This is a genomic window from Streptomyces katrae (assembly GCF_002028425.1).
GTDB classification, from domain to species: domain Bacteria; phylum Actinomycetota; class Actinomycetes; order Streptomycetales; family Streptomycetaceae; genus Streptomyces; species Streptomyces katrae_A.
This window is the reverse complement of sequence record NZ_CP020042.1, coordinates 557,486-571,895: the sequence shown is the minus strand read 5'-3', so window position 1 is coordinate 571,895 and position 14,410 is coordinate 557,486. Positions and strand designations below refer to the sequence as shown.

Genomic DNA, 14,410 nt, shown 5'->3' with positions numbered 1-14,410 from the left:
CTTTTGGATCGGATCCGATCAGACCTGATCCAGAACGCACGGCCTAGCGACATCGTAAGTCCGGCGGGGAGATCGGGCGCGCGGGCACGGCGACGGCGGAGCGCCTGCCCGTGGCCTCCCCGTCGCCGCGCCCCGCCCTACGCCGCCGAGCGCAGCCGGCCGGCCGCCGTCTCGGCCTCGCGGACCACCCGTGCCGGGTCGACGTCGACCAGCCGCCCGCCGAGTTTCAGCGGCCGGCCGTCCACGAACACGGCCTCGATGTTCTCGGGGCGCCCGTTGAAGACGATCTGGCCGATCCAGTCGAAGCGCGGGGCGAAGTTCAGCGCCGCCGGGTCGATGACCAGCAGGTCGGCCCGTTTGCCGGGGGTCAGGGAGCCCACCCGGTCCGCGAGGCCGATGACCTCGGCGCCGCCCAGGGTGGCCATCCGCAGCACGTCCTCGACCTGCGGGAAGACGCCGGCTTCGGTCGAGCGGGCGCGTTGCAGGCCGATGGCCGTCTTCATGAGCGCGTGGAAGTCGGAGGTGTCGTTGGTGCCGCCGTCCAGACCGAGGCCGACCTTGACGCCCCTGCGTCCGAGGTCCGACAGCCGCATGATGCCGGAGGCCAGCCGCATGTTGCTGAGCGGGCAGTGGGCCAGGCGCACGTCGTGCTCGGCGACGGCGGCGATCTCCGCGTCCGTGAGGTGGATCGCGTGGTTCATCAGCAGCCGGGGACCCAGTGCGCCGATGCCGGCGAGGACGCCCACGGGGTCGTCGGCGCGCATCTCCGGGCGTTCCAGGACGTGGGAGTTGAGCATGACCCCCAGGTCCTGGGCGAGTTCCCAGTGGGCGCGGTTGTCGGCCCGGGCGGCGCGGGACGCGTGGGTGGCGATCTGGAAGGAGCCGAGCGGGACCGGGTCGACCAGTTCCCGCTTCACCTTCGCCGCCAGCGCCCCGTCGGGGGCCGGGGGGTACAGGGCGTACGTGAACCGCAGGCCGGTGCCGGCCAAGGCCCGCACGTAGCTCTCGACGAGGTCGTACGAGAAGATGTCCACCCAGTCGACCAGCGTGGTCACGCCCGACTGCACGGCGTCGAGGGCGGCGAGGCGGACGAAGCTGTGCAGGGCGTCGGGGGTCAGGAGGCCGCGCTGGGGGTCGGTACAGGCCCGGAACCAGCCGAACAGGTCCCGGTCGGTGCAGCCGCCCCGGAACATCGCCTGCCACAGGTGGTTGTGGGTGTCGATGAACCCCGGCATGACCAGCTTGCCCGAACTCTCCACCACCCGGGCGCCGTAGGGCGCCGGCAGCGAAGTGCCGACGGCGGCGATGGCGCCGTCGCGCATCAGGACGTCGGCGTTCTCGAGGGCGCCGAGGGGGCCGCTGCCGAGGGCGGGGTCCATGGTGAGCACGAGGGAGGCCCGGCGGAGCAGGACCGTCGTACCGCCGGGGGCGGGCGCCACGGCCTGCCGGGGGAGTGCGGGGCGGGGGGCGCCGCCGAGGAGGAGCGGGGCGGCGGCGGCCAGCCCGAGGCCGGCGAGGAGACCGCGGCGGGTGGGGGCCGGGGGCGCGGTGGGGATGGACTGCATGCGTGTTACCTCCCGAGGGCTCCGTACGGAAGGCCCGCCCGGGCGGGAAGCTGACGGAGCGTCGGGCCGGGGCGGGAGAACACACGCAGCATTCCCAGTGGACGGCCATTCGATAGACGTCAGTGGAAAACTTTTTCCGAACCGGCCGCCCGTCGCCGCCCAGCCGGTCCCGCAGCCGGCGACCGGTTTGGGTGGATCCCTAGGGGAAAGGCGCCGGGTGCGGTGCCGGGCTGGCGGACCGCGGGTGAACCGGAGGACGGCAGCGCGGGCTGCGGACGAGCGGGTGCCGGCGCAGATGCCGTGCCGAGCCCAGAGCCGTGCCCGGAGGCGGGCGCGGGCCGGCCGGAGGAGTGGCCATGAGTGACCAGACCCTTTCCAACCTGTCGCACGAGGCGCGCCGCTTCCCCCCTCCGCAGGACCTCGCCGCGACGGCCAACGCCACCGACCGGACCCGGCTGGAAGCGGAACGGGACCGGCTCGGCTTCTGGGCGGCCCAGGCGCGGCGGCTCGAGTGGGCCGAGCCCTGGACCGAGGTCCTGGACTGGTCGGACGCCCCGTTCGCGCGCTGGTTCACCGGCGGCCGCCTCAACGTCGCCCGCAACTGCGTCGACCGGCACGTCGAGGCGGGGCACGGCGACCGGGTCGCCTTCCACTGGGAGGGCGAGCCCGGCGACACCCGGACCATCACCTACGCACAGCTGAAGGACGAGGTCTGCCGGGCCGCCAACGCCCTCACCGAGCTCGGGGTCCGGGAGGGCGACCGGATCGCGATCTACATGCCGATGATCCCCGAGACGGCCGTGGCGATGCTCGCCTGCGCCCGGATCGGGGCCCCGCACACCGTCGTCTTCGGCGGCTTCTCCTCCGACGCCCTCAAAGGGCGCATCCTCGACTGCGACGCCAGGGTGGTGATCACCGCCGACGGCGGCTACCGCAAGGGCGCCGCCACCGCCCTGAAGCCCGCCGTGGACAGCGCCGTGGCCGACTGCCCCGGCGTGCGCACCGTGGTCGTCGTCCGCCGCACGGGCCAGGACGTGCCCTTCACCGAGGGGCGCGACGTGTGGTGGCACGAGCTCGTGGACCGCCAGTCCCCGCAGCACGACGCGCGGCCCTTCGACGCCGAGCACCCGCTGTACATCATGTACACCTCGGGGACCACGGCGAAGCCCAAGGGCATCCTGCACACCTCCGGCGGGTACCTGACCCAGGTCGCCTGGACGCACTGGGCGGTCTTCGACCTCAAACCCGAGCGGGACGTCTTCTGGACCGCGGCCGACATCGGCTGGGTGACGGGCCACTCCTACATCGTCTACGGGCCGCTCGCCAACGGCACCACCTCCGTCATGTACGAGGGCACCCCCGACACCCCGCACCAGGGCCGCTGGTGGGAGATCGTGGAGAAGTACCGGGTCAGCATCCTGTACTGCGCGCCGACCGCGATCCGCACCTTCATGAAGTGGGGCGAGGAGGTCCCGGACGCCTTCGACCTGAGCAGCCTGCGCGTCATCGGTTCGGTCGGCGAGCCGATCAACCCGGAGGCCTGGATCTGGTACCGGCGCGCCATCGGGGGCGACCGCTGCCCCGTGGTGGACACCTGGTGGCAGACCGAGACGGGCGCCCAGATGCTCAGCCCGCTGCCCGGGGTCAGCGTCTGCAAGCCCGGTTCGGCGATGGGCCCGCTGCCCGGCGTCGTCGCGGACGTGGTGGACGACCGCGGCGACCCGGTGCCGAACGGCTCCGGCGGCTACCTGGTGCTCACCGAGCCCTGGCCGGCGATGCTGCGGACCATCTGGGGCGACCGGCAGCGCTACGTCGAGACGTACTGGTCGCGGTTCCCGGGCCGCTACTTCGCCGGGGACGGGGCCAAGAAGGACGAGGACGGCGACATCTGGCTGCTCGGCCGCGTCGACGACGTGATGAACGTCTCCGGACACCGGATCTCCACCACGGAGGTCGAGTCGGCGCTCGTCTCGCACCCCAGGGTCGCCGAGGCGGCGGTGGTCGGCGCCGCGGACCCGACGACCGGCCAGGGCATCGTCGCCTTCGTCATCCTGCGCGCCGGTGCCGGCAGCGGCGACGACGGCGCGGGGCCCGGCGTCGCGGAGGAACTGCGCGCGCACGTGGCCCGGGAGATCGGCCCCATCGCCCGGCCCCGCGAGATCCTGGTGGTGCCCGAGCTGCCCAAGACCCGTTCCGGGAAGATCATGCGCCGGCTGCTGCGCGACGTCGCCGACCACCGCGCCCTCGGCGACGTCACCACCCTCACCGACAGCGCCGTGATGGACGTCATCAAGGAGCGGCTCCCCGCGGCGCAGGGGCGCGGGGAGGAGGAGTGAACCGCAATCGCCCCGCCGCCGGAAAACCGGTTGGGCGGGGGAGCGGCCGGCGGGTAGGGTGCGGAGCGCCGTGAAAGACCGCCAGGAGGTGAGACCCGTGAACGCTGTATCGAAGTGGGTGCTCCCTCCTCTCCCCACGGTGTGCGACTGACCCAGGTGTCGTCGGGAGTGCCCGGACCACGCACTCCTGAAAGGCGACAGCCATGGACCCAGTCATCATCACCCGCACCGCCGAAACCCAGTGGGAGGCCGTGTCGGACGGCCGGACCGTCGGCCACGGCGACATCTCGCACCGGCCCGACGGGCGGCTCTTCGTCAGCGTCGACGTGTGGCAGGACCCGGTCTTCGACCGGCTCGCCACCGCCGTGCTGGCGGACCTCCCCGCCACCCCGGTCCACACCCTCGTCGCCGCGGACGACCCCGGCCTCAAGGCGCGGTGGGAGCGCCTCGGCTTCGCCGTCGGACGCCGCGAGCGCGAATACACCCTCCCCACCGCCCCCGGGGCCCTCGCACCTCCCCCGGAGGTGGTGGTCCTGCCCGGCACCGAGGCGGACCCGGGGCGGCTGCGCGCACTGGACCGGGCGATCCGCGAGGAGGTCGAAGCCTCCGTCGGCTGGCGCACCATGCCGGCCGAGGTCGTGGCCGGGCCCACCGGCTCGCTGCCCCTGGACCCGGCGAAGTACGCTGTGGCGACGCGGGGCGGCCGGTACGCCGGGCTGGTCCGGGTGGCGGCGGTCCGCCGCCGGGCCCGGATCGGACTGATCGCCGTGCGGGCCGAGGACCGGCGCCACGGCATCGGGCGGGCCCTGCTGGCCCACGCGCTCGGGTCGCTCCACCACCGGGGCATCACCTCGGCCTGGGCCGAAGTGGACGAGACCAACACGGCCGCCCTCGCCCTCTTCGAAGGCGCGGGCGCCGAACGGACCGGCGGCTGCATCGAGTTGGTGCGCCACTGACCAGCCCCCGTGCACACGCACACGCACACCGAACCCTGAACCGAGAGAAACGGGACACCTTGCCGAGAACAGCCAAGGGCATCGAAGTCGAAGGCACCGTAGTCGAGTGCCTGCGCAACGCGACCTTCAAGGTGCAGCTCCAGAACGGGCACCAAGCACTCGCGCACATCAGCGGGAAGATCCGGAAGAACTACATCAAGATCCTCCCCGAGGACCGGGTGCTCGTGGAGCTGAGCCCGTACGACCTCACCCGCGGCCGGATCGTCTACCGGTACCGCTGAGCCGGCGAAGCGTGCGCCCGGGACCCCCGGGCGCACGCCCCCGGCCCGGCGGCCGGGGACGGGGCTGGAGGACGGCGGGCGGTTCGGCGAAGATGAGGGGACCGACCCGGCCGCCCGAGCGAGGAGCGTTTCCGCAGATGCCAAGTTCCGCTTCCGCTTCCGCCTCCGGGCTGCCGTCCGGCTCCGTCGGAGGCGCCCGCCGGCGCAAGCCCACGATCGCCGACGTCGCCCGGGCCGCCTCCGTGTCGCCGACCACCGTCTCCCATGCCCTGAACGGACTCGGCAAGGTCGACCCCCGGACCCGCGAACGCATCAAGCAGACCGCGGCCGAGCTCGGATACCGGCCCAACCTGCGCGCGCAGCGCCTGCGCAACGGCGAGGCCAAGGTCATCGCACTCGCCTCCTCCATGCCCTTCGCGGTGGCCGCCGGACCCTCCAGGCTCGGCTTCTACATGGAGATCGCCGCCGCCGCCGCGGAACGCGCCATGGTGCACGGCTACGCGCTCGTCCTGGTCCCCCCGGTGCAGTCCGGATCCCCGCTGCACTCCCTCGACATCGACGGCGCCATCGTGGTCGAGCCCGGCGAGGACGACCCGGCCGTCGCGCAGCTGCGCGAGCGGGGCCTGCCGTACGTGGCGCTCGGCCGCGAGGTGGCCGGGACGGACGCCCCGTACGTGGACCTGCGCGGCGGCGCCGTCACCGAACTGCTGCTGGACCACCTGCGCGAGCAGGGGGCCCGCCGTCCGGCGCTGCTGATCGGCGCCGGCACCCGCCACTCCTCCGTCGACGCCCGCGCCGCCTACGAACGCGCCGCCGCCGACAGGGGCTGGACCCCCGTCGTCGTGACCGCCCCGGAGGAGGGGGGCGAACAGGCCGGGTACGACGCCTGCGCGGCCCTGCTGGCCGCCCATCCGCGGACCGACGCCGTCTGCGCCCTCGTGGACGTCTTCGCGGTCGGCGCCGTCCGCGCCATCCGCGACAGCGGCCGGCGCGTCCCCGAGGACGTACTGGTCGCCACCCGGTACGACGGGCCGCGGGCCCGCACCTGCGAACCCCCGCTCACCGCCGTCGACCTGCACCTCGGCCGGGCGGCCGCCGACGCCGTCGAACTGCTCCTGTCCCGGCTGCGCGGGGTCGCCGCCGGGGCTCCGGCGGCGGCGCCCGAGCCCCGGGTGATCGCCCGCGCCTCCTCGCTGCGGGTCACGGAGCCAGGATGAGCACCGCACCGGAGACGAGCGCGAAGCCCAGGACCAGGGGGCGCATCCGCGCGGCGTCGATCCGGTGGTGCGCCAGCCGGCTCAGCCACGCCCCGAGGGCCAGCGCGGGCAACAGGGCTGCGGCCCAGCCCAGTTGACCCGGCGTGCCGTGGCCGGTGGCCAGGAGCAGGACGAGGGAGACCACCTCGCCGACCAGGAAGCACAGCGCGACCGTGGACCTCAGCTCCGCGGGCGGACGGTGCTGGTAGACCAGGGCCAGCGGCGGACCGCCCACCCCCGTCGCCGTCTCGGTGAGTCCCGTGACCACGCCCGCGCCCAGGTAGGCGGCCCGGCCCGGCACGAAGGCCGGCGCCGCCAGGCTGACGGCCGCCGCCAGGACGGTCGCCACGCCGACGACGACGCCGAGCCGCTGCCCGGGCACGGCCCACAGCAGCAGGAGCCCGCCGGGGGTCGCGGCGAGCCGCGCCGCCGAGATCCAGCCCGCGCCCCGCAGGTCCAGCGAGTGCCGTTCGCGCCAGACCACGTAGAGGTTCAGCGGGATCATCGACGCGAGGACGAACACCGGCAGCAGCGAGGGGTCGAGCAGTCCGGCCACCGGGGCGACGACCAGCGCGAACCCGAGGCCGCTGGTCCCCTGGACGAACGCGGCGACCGCCACGACCAGGGCGAGGACCAGCAAGGTCGCGGCGCTCACCGGACGGCGCTCCCGGCCCGTGCGGCCGCGGAGGTCGGGTGCGCCCGGGTCACGCCGGCCCGTGCGACCACCTCGTCGGCCAGCTCCGCCGCCCGGTCGAGGAACGCGAGGTCGTCCCAGCCGACGGCCCGGCCCCGCCACATCCGCAGCCGGCCGGCGACGAACACGGCGGTGATCTGGTCGCGGTTCCCGCGCCGGACCAGCTCCCAGGGCAGGTCCCGGGAGATCCGCATCTCCGGGCCGCCGACGTCGACCAGCAGGAAGTCGGCGGCCGCCCCGGCGGCGATCCGGCCGGTGAGCGCCCCGAGGCCGAGGGCGTCCGCGCCGCCCGGGCCGCCGCGGTCCAGCCAGGTCCAGCCCGCCCCGCAGGAGGAGTCCCCGGTGGCCAGGCCGTAGGCGAGGCGCTGGGCGAACTCGGCGGCCTCCACGAGGCGCAGCGCGTCGCCGCGGGTGCCGTCCGTGCCCAGGCCGAAGCGGATCCCGCGTTCGGCCATGGCGGTGGCCGGGGCCACGGCGTTGCCCTTCCACGCGCTGGCGACCGGGTTGTAGCTCACGGCGGCGCCCGCGTCGGCGAGCAGGGTGAGCTCGGACGGGGTGACCAGCGTGGCGTGGGCCGCGAGCAACTGCGGCCCCAGCGCGCCGGCTTCCCGCAGGTACTCCAGCGGGCGCAGCCCGTGCCGGACCAGGGAGCGTTCCACGGCGGCGAGGTGCTCGTTGACGTGGATCTGGACCACGGCGCCCGCTTCGGCGGCGAGCCGGGCGGTGTGCCGCAGGGTCCGCTCCGTGGCGGCCTCCGGGACCGGGACCGCCAGCGACGGGTGGACCAGCTCCGCGCCCTCGTACCGGGCGAGGTGCTTCTCGGCGGCGGCCAGGACGGAGGCGGTGTCCTCCGTCCCCCCGGCCCCCGCGGGATCGGGGACGTCGTTGCAGACGAGCCCGAGGACGCAGCGGATTCCCGCGTCGCCCGCGGCCGCGGCCACGACACCGACGTCCACCGGGGCCCGGGTGCCGGCCTCGGCGACGGTGGTGAACCCGCCCCGCAGGGATTCCAGCGCCGACAGCTTGGCGGCCGTGTAGGCGGATTCCTCGTCCAGGGCTCCCTCGAGGGGGACCCAGACGCGGCGGAAGATCTCGGAGGGCTCGCCGAAGGCCAGGGCCGCGCCGAAGCTCTGCGTCAGGTGGTGGTGCGCGTCGACGAACCCCGGCATCAGCAGGTGCCCGGGCAGCCGGACCGGCGTCAGCCGGGGGTGCTCGCGCTCCAGCACGGCGGCCGGCCCGACGGCCTGGAAGGCGCCGCCGTCGACGACGGCCGCGTAGCCCTCCCGCAGGCCCTCGGGGGTGAGCACGAGGTCCGGGACCAGGAGCCGGGGACCGTCGGCCGGCCGGCGGAGGTCGGGGAGGGGGCCGGCGGTGGTGTGGTGTCTCATCGGGAGGGTGCTCATCTCGTCTTTCGCGTAGGGCTCACACATGGGGCAGGGGAGCGGGGGCGCCCGCGTCGGCGGGAGCGAGGGCGGGGCCGGCGGCGCCGCGGGAGAGCCGGGGCCGTACGTGGTGGAACAGGACGTTGAGGAGCGCGGCGGTGAACGCGCCTACGGCCACGCCGCTTTCGAGCAGGATCCGGGCGCCGGAGGGCAGGCCCGCGTAGACGCCGGGGACCAGGATCGGCAGCAGGCCCAGCGCGATGGCGACGGCGCAGATGAACGCGTGCGAGTGCCGGTCCAGTTGGGCCTTCCCGAGCATCTGCACGCCGAGCACGGTGATGACGGCGAAGACCACCATGGCCGTGCCGCCGACGACGGCGGACGGGATGACGCTGATGGCGCGGATGACGGGCGCCAGGAAGCCGATGGCGATGAGGACCACGCCGGCGGCCGCGGTGACGAACCGGCTGCGCACCCCGGTGACCCGGACGATGCCGATGTTCTCGCCGCTGGTCACCATCAGCGGCAGCCCGAGGAAGCCGGCCAGGACGGACACCAGGGCGTCCCCGCGGACGGTGCGCGGTACGGCGGTGCGCGCGTCGATCTCCTTGCCGACGGTCTCCGCGTTGATCACGGTCTGCCCGGTGGCCTCGGCCATGGAGGCGAGGGCGTACAGCATCAGCGGCAGCGCGGCGACCAGGTGGAACTCGGGCGTGCCGAACGGCATCAGCTGCGGAGCGCTCAGGATCCCGCCCTCGGTGACCCCGCCGAAGTCGATCCGTCCGAGGGCGAACGCCAGCACGCTGCCGGCGATCAGGCCCAGCATCACGGCGAGTTGCCGCAGGACACCGCTGAACAGCCAGTAGAGGGCCACGGTGAAGCCGATCGTGGCCAGGCCCAGGGCCAGGTTCGCGGGGTCGGCGAAGCCCGGCTGGCCGGGACGCCCGGTGACGAGGAGCGCACCGACCTTCACCAGGTTCACCCCGACGATGACGATCATCGTGCCGATGACCAGGGTGGGGAAGTACTTCAGCAGGCGGGAGAAGACCGGCAGTACGAGGAAGGTGAAGACCGCGCTGATGATCACCGCCCCGGTGGCGGTGCGCACCCCGTGCTCGTCGGCGATGGCCAGGAAGAGGATCAGCGGGGCCCCGCCCGGCAGCATGACGAACGGCAGCCGGGGCCCGAACTTCCAGGGCCCCAGCGACTGGATCAGGGAGCCGACCCCGGACAGCACGAAGGCCGCCGAGAGGAGGTTCACGGTGAGCCGGGGGCCGAGGTGCAGGGTCGCGCTCATCAGGAAGATCGCCGAGACGGGGGTCGCCGCCATGACGAGGACGTGCTGGACGCCGAACAGGAGGATCCGGCTCAGCGGGCGGGACTGGTCCACGGGGTGGGGGAGTGTGCGGGGACTGGACACGTTCGAGCTCCGTTCGGCTCGCTCCGGCTTCGGCCGCGCCCCGGCTCCAGGGAGGAGCCGGGGCGCGGCCAAATCGATTTGGCCGCCAGTATGTGAGGGCCCCGAAGGCCCGTCAAGGGTTGCGGACGCGTTGATTCCATTGCCGGCGGGCGCCGGTCGCGCCGACGTGCCGGCCCGGGCGCCCGGAAAGCCGCTTCCCCCGCCCGCGGCCATGGCCCGGGCGGGGGAAGCGGAAGCTCACGCCGGTCGCCGGCTCAGCGGACCCGCTCCGCTGCAGCGGCCAGTTCCGAAGCCCCCCGGTCCACGGCCGGTCCGCTCCGGCGCGCTCGCGCCCCCGGTTCCGGAAGCCGGGCCAGCCTGGCGCTGATCATCGATGCCGCGCGGCCCACGGCATCGCCCAGCGGGGGGATCAGCTTCCCGTTCAGGGCGGTCACCGCCACCGCGGCCACCACGTGACCGGAGGCGGCGCGCACTGGAGCCGCCACGCACGACAACGACTCCACGCAACTCTCGTGGTCGAACGCGAGCCCCCGCTCCCGGATCGCGGCCACCTCGCGCGCCCATGCGGCCGCCGTCCACCCCGCCGGCCGCCGCGGCACCGGCGCGGACGCCGCGAGGACCAGCTCCGCCGCGCTGCCGGGCGGCAGGACCACCCCCGAGCGCAGCGGGAAGACCTCGTCCACCTCGCCCCGCATGCCCCCCACGACGATGATGTGCCCCGCTTCGGGCACCGACAGGCTCAGGCTCACCCCGCCGGCGACCGCCGCGAGCTCCCGCAGCGGCTGCGCCGAAGCGGCCCGCAGCGCCCGCGCCGGATGCCAGGCCTGCCCCAGCCGGAACGTGCGCGGGCCCAGCCGGTAACGCCCTTCGTGACTCTGCACCGCGCCCAGCTCGACCAGCTGTCCGAGCAGCCGGTGGGCGGTGGCCTTCGGCAGCGCGGCGTCGTTCGCCAGCCGGGTCAGCCCCACCTCTTCGTCGTGCGCGAGCACTTCCATCAGAGCGAACGCGCCTTCCAGCACGCCGCGGCCCTCAGCGCCGGATCTGGCCATGAGGGTCCCCCTCTCAAGCAGGGGGCCGCCGATCGGACGGCCCCCACAATTCCCCGTTCGGGCCAGGTCAGTTGGGGTGCCCGTATGGATTCCCCTCAGTCGCCGGTCCGTTGAATGGACCCGATCATTGCCCGCTCGCCGCGATCGCGCCAGTGTGTTGTCCGTCAAGGGGCGCACCACCGAACCTCCGGCGGAGGCCAGGTGTTCGTCCACTCACAGCAAACAGGGGAGGCACATATGAGCGCCATCAAGACGAGCGCCAAGCAGTTCAAGTACGTCATGGGTGCCATGACGTCGGTCTTCTTCTCGTACTGCTCCGTCAGCTGACGCAGAGCCGAAATGGGGGGTGGGGGCGGCTTCCGCCCCCACCCCCTCGCTACGCCCAAGGGAGGCATGAGTGCTGGAGACCGGTGTCCGGCAGGTACGGGTGGCGCTGTCCATGGTGTTCGGCCGACGGCTGAGCGCACGGACCGTGGAGCGGCTGGTCGCCGACGCTCTTGCCACGCTCGAGGAGTTCGGCTCGCTGGGCGACGACGTCGACGAACTGGCCGACGGGCCGTTCACCGACCCGGACGAGCGCCGGGAGTTGCAGAACCGCGCGCTCCGGCGGACCGTGCGCAAGCTCGCCAAGCGCTCGCCCTTCTACCGCGAGCTGCTCGCCGGAGTGGACCTCGAGGGGCTGACCACCGAGACGCTCACCCGCATCCCGGTCACGCGCAAGGCCGACCTGATCGAACGCCCCGCCGACTTCCTGTGCAGCGCCCCGTACCTGGCGACGCAGACGACCGGCACCACCGGCCGTCCCGTCCAGATCTGGCTCTCCCGCTACGAGATGGAACTCTGGCCCGCGCTGATCGCGCTGTCCCTCGTCCTGCGCGGCGAACTCGGCCCCGGCGACCGGATGCAGATCAACCTCAGCTCCAGGGCGACGGCCGCCGTACAGGAGGACGTCGCCGTGTGCCGGCTCGCCAACGCGTCGTGCCACGTCGTGGGGCAGATCCCGCCGGACGAGTCCATCGAGCACCTGCTCGGCCGGAACGGCACCCGGCCCACCATACTCACCGGCGCCCCCAGCTACCTGGGCCAGCTGGTGACCGCCGCACGCCGAAGCGGCTACGGCCCCGACGACTTCGGGCTGCGGGCGATCTACGGCGGCGGGGAGATGCTGTCGCGGAACCTCATGGACGCCCTGCGCGAGACGTTCGGGGCCGAGGTCGTCGGCGACGCCTTCGGCATGACCGAGCTGCTGCCCGTCGGCGGCCGTACCTGTAGCCGGCGCCATCTGCACATCGATCCCAACATGGGGTACACGGAGGTGCTCGACCTGGAGACGGGCGAGCCCGCCGCCCCCGGCCGGCTCGGCGAGCTGACGGTCACGCCGTACTACCCCTACCGGGAGTGCATGCCCGTCCTGCGGTACAACACCGGTGACGTCGTCCGCGCCCTGGAGGAAGAACCGGACTGCGAACTGGCGATGGTGCCCGCGGTCTCCTACATCCTCGGCAAGGCGGGCCAGCTGCACCGCACCAGCGACGCCGTCGTGACCCCGCGCGAGATCGTGGAGGCGCTGGACGGTACCCCCGGGCTGCCGTTCCCGCTGCGCCACCGGGCAGCCGTCGGGGCCGACGGCCGACTCCATGTGGAGGTCGCCGCCAAGGAGGTCACCGCCGCCGAAGTGACCGAGCGGCTGCGGGCCCAGGACATCGATGCGGACGTCACGATCCTGCCGCTCAGCGACGAGGAGGCCGCGCGGCGCTTCCCCCTCCGCTGCGACCTGTTGGAGCACACTTTCACCCGGAGCCCCGCATGACGGTCTTCTTCCAGCTCGCGGTCACCAGCGCCCTGGCGCTCGCAGTGTGCGCCGGAGCGGTCCACTACTTCCGTACCGTACGCGCGACGAGGCCGCCGGTCGGCGTCTTCGACGGCCGCGACATCTTCGTGATGATGGGCTTCGTCCTGGCACTGCCGTACGTCTACCTCGCGCTGCCCGGCGCCGTCCTGCCGGTCGTGCTCGCCCTCGTCTTCGCGGGCGGGCTGTCCGTCGGCTACCAGCCCGTCATCGGCAACGGCCGGCTGCGCTGGGCCCTGATCGCCGCGCTGATCGCCGCCGTGCTCGGCGCCCACCTCGCCTTCGGCGACACCTCCGCGCCCTACTGGATCCTCAACAGTTGCGTCGTCGGCCTCGTCGTGGTCTCCGCCACCAACATCAACGTGCAGGGCGGGATGCGGCTGAGGAACGTTGCCTGGTTCCTGCTCGCCCTCACCCTCTACGACGCGGTCTTCGCCTGGGTCGTGCCCCTGACCGAGGAGCTGTCCGAAGCCGTACAGGGCTATCCGTTCGCCCCCGCGGCCGGGCTGCGCATCGGAGAGGACCTCGGCGCGGTGGTCGGCATGGGCGACCTGCTGGCGTACGCCCTCTTCACCACCACCGCCCACAAGGCGTACGGGAAGGCGGGGCTGTGGACCGGGACCGCGCTGGTGCTGCTCTTCGGCGTCGTAGCCCCTGTGGCCGCGCTGCACATCGCCGGCGCGGTCACCGGCCACGTCCCGGCGGTGATGCCCGCCCAGGTGTTCTTCGGCCCGGCCGCCTTCATCGGCCACCTGCTCCTGCGCCGCCGCGGCCCCGAGCGGCGGATGGCCGAGATCGTTTTCGGCCGCGACCGGCTGGGAACGCCCCGGCAGCGGCCGTCCCGCACCGCACCGGCCCGGCCGTCGCCCTCCGGGCCGGACCTGATCGTGAGCGGCTAGTGCTGTGGCTGGAAAGGTTTGCCGGTTCGCGGTGTCCGGTGCGGTGCATCGCAAGGCGGAGGGCCGCGGCTCGTACGGTGAACCTTTCCGGTCACAGCACTAGGGTGGCGCGATGATACGTGTACGGGACATGGACGCGGCCGACATCGAGGCCGTCGCGGCGATCCGGGTCCGGGGCTGGCAGGCGGCGTACGCCGGCCTGGTCCCCCGCTCCCACCTGGACGCGATGACGGTCGAGGACGACGCCGCCCGGCGCCGCGAGTGGTTCGCCCGGCCCGGCCGGACCTCGCGGGACCTCGTGGCGGCCGACGACCGCGGCCCCGTCGGGTGGCTCTGCTACGGCCGCCCCGAGGACGGAGAGCCGGAGGGCACCGGCGAGGTGTACGCCCTGTACGCCGCCCCGGAGCTGATCGGCACGGGCATCGGCCGCGCCCTCCTGGACGAGGCGCACGCCCGGATGCGCGCCGAGGGGTTCACGGCGTCGGCCCTGTGGGTCCTCGACGGGAACGAACGGGCCCTGCGCTTCTACGAGCGGGCCGGCTACCGGGCCGACGGCCGGTCCCAGGACGACGCGTACGACGACGGGACCGTCCTCACCGAGCTCCGCTACCGCCGCGGGCTCTGAGCCCGGCGAAGGTCGGTTTCCGGCCGGTTCGGGCGCCGCCGTCCGTGGCGGCACCCGGGTGAACGCCGGGGAGTGGCATCCTCGACTTATGGAGGAGG

The 14,410-nt window shown here is 73.8% G+C and carries 12 protein-coding genes; 7 read left to right on the top strand and 5 right to left on the bottom strand.

Annotated elements, in window-relative coordinates; genetic code table 11:
- Positions 1 to 137: 137 nt before the first annotated feature.
- The gene (locus tag B4U46_RS02855; protein ID WP_237292572.1) at positions 138 to 1,565 is read right to left on the bottom strand and encodes an amidohydrolase family protein; all 1,428 of its coding nucleotides are present in this window, start codon (positions 1,563 to 1,565) and stop codon (positions 138 to 140) included.
- Between the two features lie 356 nt (positions 1,566 to 1,921).
- Between B4U46_RS02855 and acs the strand changes: the two genes are divergently transcribed.
- The 4 genes from acs to B4U46_RS02835 all read left to right on the top strand — a co-directional run bounded on the left by acs (position 1,922) and on the right by B4U46_RS02835 (position 6,355).
- A complete protein-coding gene (gene acs / locus B4U46_RS02850) occupies positions 1,922 to 3,901 on the top strand; it encodes an acetate--CoA ligase (RefSeq protein ID WP_079423773.1) in 1,980 nt (659 codons plus the stop codon).
- 203 nt (positions 3,902 to 4,104) lie between these two features.
- Complete coding sequence (locus B4U46_RS02845) at positions 4,105 to 4,857, top strand: GNAT family N-acetyltransferase (protein WP_079423770.1); 753 nt, start codon at positions 4,105 to 4,107, stop codon at positions 4,855 to 4,857.
- 59 nt (positions 4,858 to 4,916) lie between these two features.
- Positions 4,917 to 5,138, top strand: coding sequence for a translation initiation factor IF-1 (gene infA, locus B4U46_RS02840; RefSeq protein ID WP_079423768.1), 222 nt, complete (start codon positions 4,917 to 4,919; stop codon positions 5,136 to 5,138).
- Positions 5,139 to 5,275: 137 nt separating this feature from the next.
- Positions 5,276 to 6,355 carry a LacI family DNA-binding transcriptional regulator gene (locus B4U46_RS02835; RefSeq protein ID WP_079423766.1) on the top strand — a complete coding sequence of 360 codons (1,080 nt, stop codon included), beginning with the start codon at positions 5,276 to 5,278 and terminating at the stop codon, positions 6,353 to 6,355.
- On the opposite strand, the gene B4U46_RS02830 is transcribed toward B4U46_RS02835, so the two are convergent.
- The 4 genes from B4U46_RS02830 to B4U46_RS02815 form a co-directional block, all read right to left on the bottom strand.
- Entirely contained in the window at positions 6,339 to 7,049 is a 711-nt protein-coding gene (locus B4U46_RS02830) for a sulfite exporter TauE/SafE family protein (protein ID WP_079423765.1), read from the bottom strand. The genes B4U46_RS02835 and B4U46_RS02830 overlap by 17 nt on opposite strands.
- Positions 7,046 to 8,476, bottom strand: a complete 1,431-nt coding sequence (locus B4U46_RS02825; protein WP_079423763.1) for an amidohydrolase family protein — start codon at positions 8,474 to 8,476, stop codon at positions 7,046 to 7,048. Before B4U46_RS02825 ends, B4U46_RS02830 begins: the two co-directional genes overlap by 4 nt.
- A 34-nt stretch (positions 8,477 to 8,510) precedes the next feature.
- Positions 8,511 to 9,890, bottom strand: coding sequence for a uracil-xanthine permease family protein (locus B4U46_RS02820; RefSeq protein ID WP_237292570.1), 1,380 nt, complete (start codon positions 9,888 to 9,890; stop codon positions 8,511 to 8,513).
- A 254-nt stretch (positions 9,891 to 10,144) separates the two neighbouring features.
- A complete protein-coding gene (locus tag B4U46_RS02815) occupies positions 10,145 to 10,939 on the bottom strand; it encodes a helix-turn-helix domain-containing protein (RefSeq protein ID WP_237292568.1) in 795 nt (264 codons plus the stop codon).
- A gap of 397 nt (positions 10,940 to 11,336) precedes the next feature.
- Here B4U46_RS02815 and B4U46_RS02810 point away from each other — a divergent pair, with 397 nt between their 5' ends.
- The 3 genes from B4U46_RS02810 to B4U46_RS02800 all read left to right on the top strand — a co-directional run bounded on the left by B4U46_RS02810 (position 11,337) and on the right by B4U46_RS02800 (position 14,312).
- Positions 11,337 to 12,749 carry a phenylacetate--CoA ligase family protein gene (locus tag B4U46_RS02810; protein WP_079423757.1) on the top strand — a complete coding sequence of 471 codons (1,413 nt, stop codon included), beginning with the start codon at positions 11,337 to 11,339 and terminating at the stop codon, positions 12,747 to 12,749.
- Complete coding sequence (locus tag B4U46_RS02805; protein WP_079423756.1) at positions 12,746 to 13,687, top strand: hypothetical protein; 942 nt, start codon at positions 12,746 to 12,748, stop codon at positions 13,685 to 13,687. Before B4U46_RS02810 ends, B4U46_RS02805 begins: the two co-directional genes overlap by 4 nt.
- Positions 13,688 to 13,799: 112 nt before the next feature.
- Positions 13,800 to 14,312: a GNAT family N-acetyltransferase gene (locus B4U46_RS02800; protein ID WP_079423754.1), complete on the top strand. Its 513-nt coding sequence runs from the start codon at positions 13,800 to 13,802 to the stop codon at positions 14,310 to 14,312.
- Positions 14,313 to 14,410: the final 98 nt, after the last annotated feature.

Excerpts from the sequence above, each read along its gene's own strand:
- B4U46_RS02855 (WP_237292572.1), bottom strand. The coding sequence starts at position 1,565 with ATGCAGTCCATCCCCACCGCGCCCCCGGCCCCCACCCGCCGCGGTCTC.
- B4U46_RS02815 (WP_237292568.1), bottom strand. The coding sequence starts at position 10,939 with ATGGCCAGATCCGGCGCTGAGGGCCGCGGCGTGCTGGAAGGCGCGTTC.
- B4U46_RS02825 (WP_079423763.1), bottom strand. The coding sequence starts at position 8,476 with ATGAGACACCACACCACCGCCGGCCCCCTCCCCGACCTCCGCCGGCCG.
- B4U46_RS02835 (WP_079423766.1), top strand. The coding sequence starts at position 5,276 with ATGCCAAGTTCCGCTTCCGCTTCCGCCTCCGGGCTGCCGTCCGGCTCC.
- B4U46_RS02800 (WP_079423754.1), top strand. The coding sequence starts at position 13,800 with ATGATACGTGTACGGGACATGGACGCGGCCGACATCGAGGCCGTCGCG.
- B4U46_RS02845 (WP_079423770.1), top strand. The coding sequence starts at position 4,105 with ATGGACCCAGTCATCATCACCCGCACCGCCGAAACCCAGTGGGAGGCC.
- B4U46_RS02805 (WP_079423756.1), top strand. The coding sequence starts at position 12,746 with ATGACGGTCTTCTTCCAGCTCGCGGTCACCAGCGCCCTGGCGCTCGCA.
- acs (WP_079423773.1), top strand. The coding sequence starts at position 1,922 with ATGAGTGACCAGACCCTTTCCAACCTGTCGCACGAGGCGCGCCGCTTC.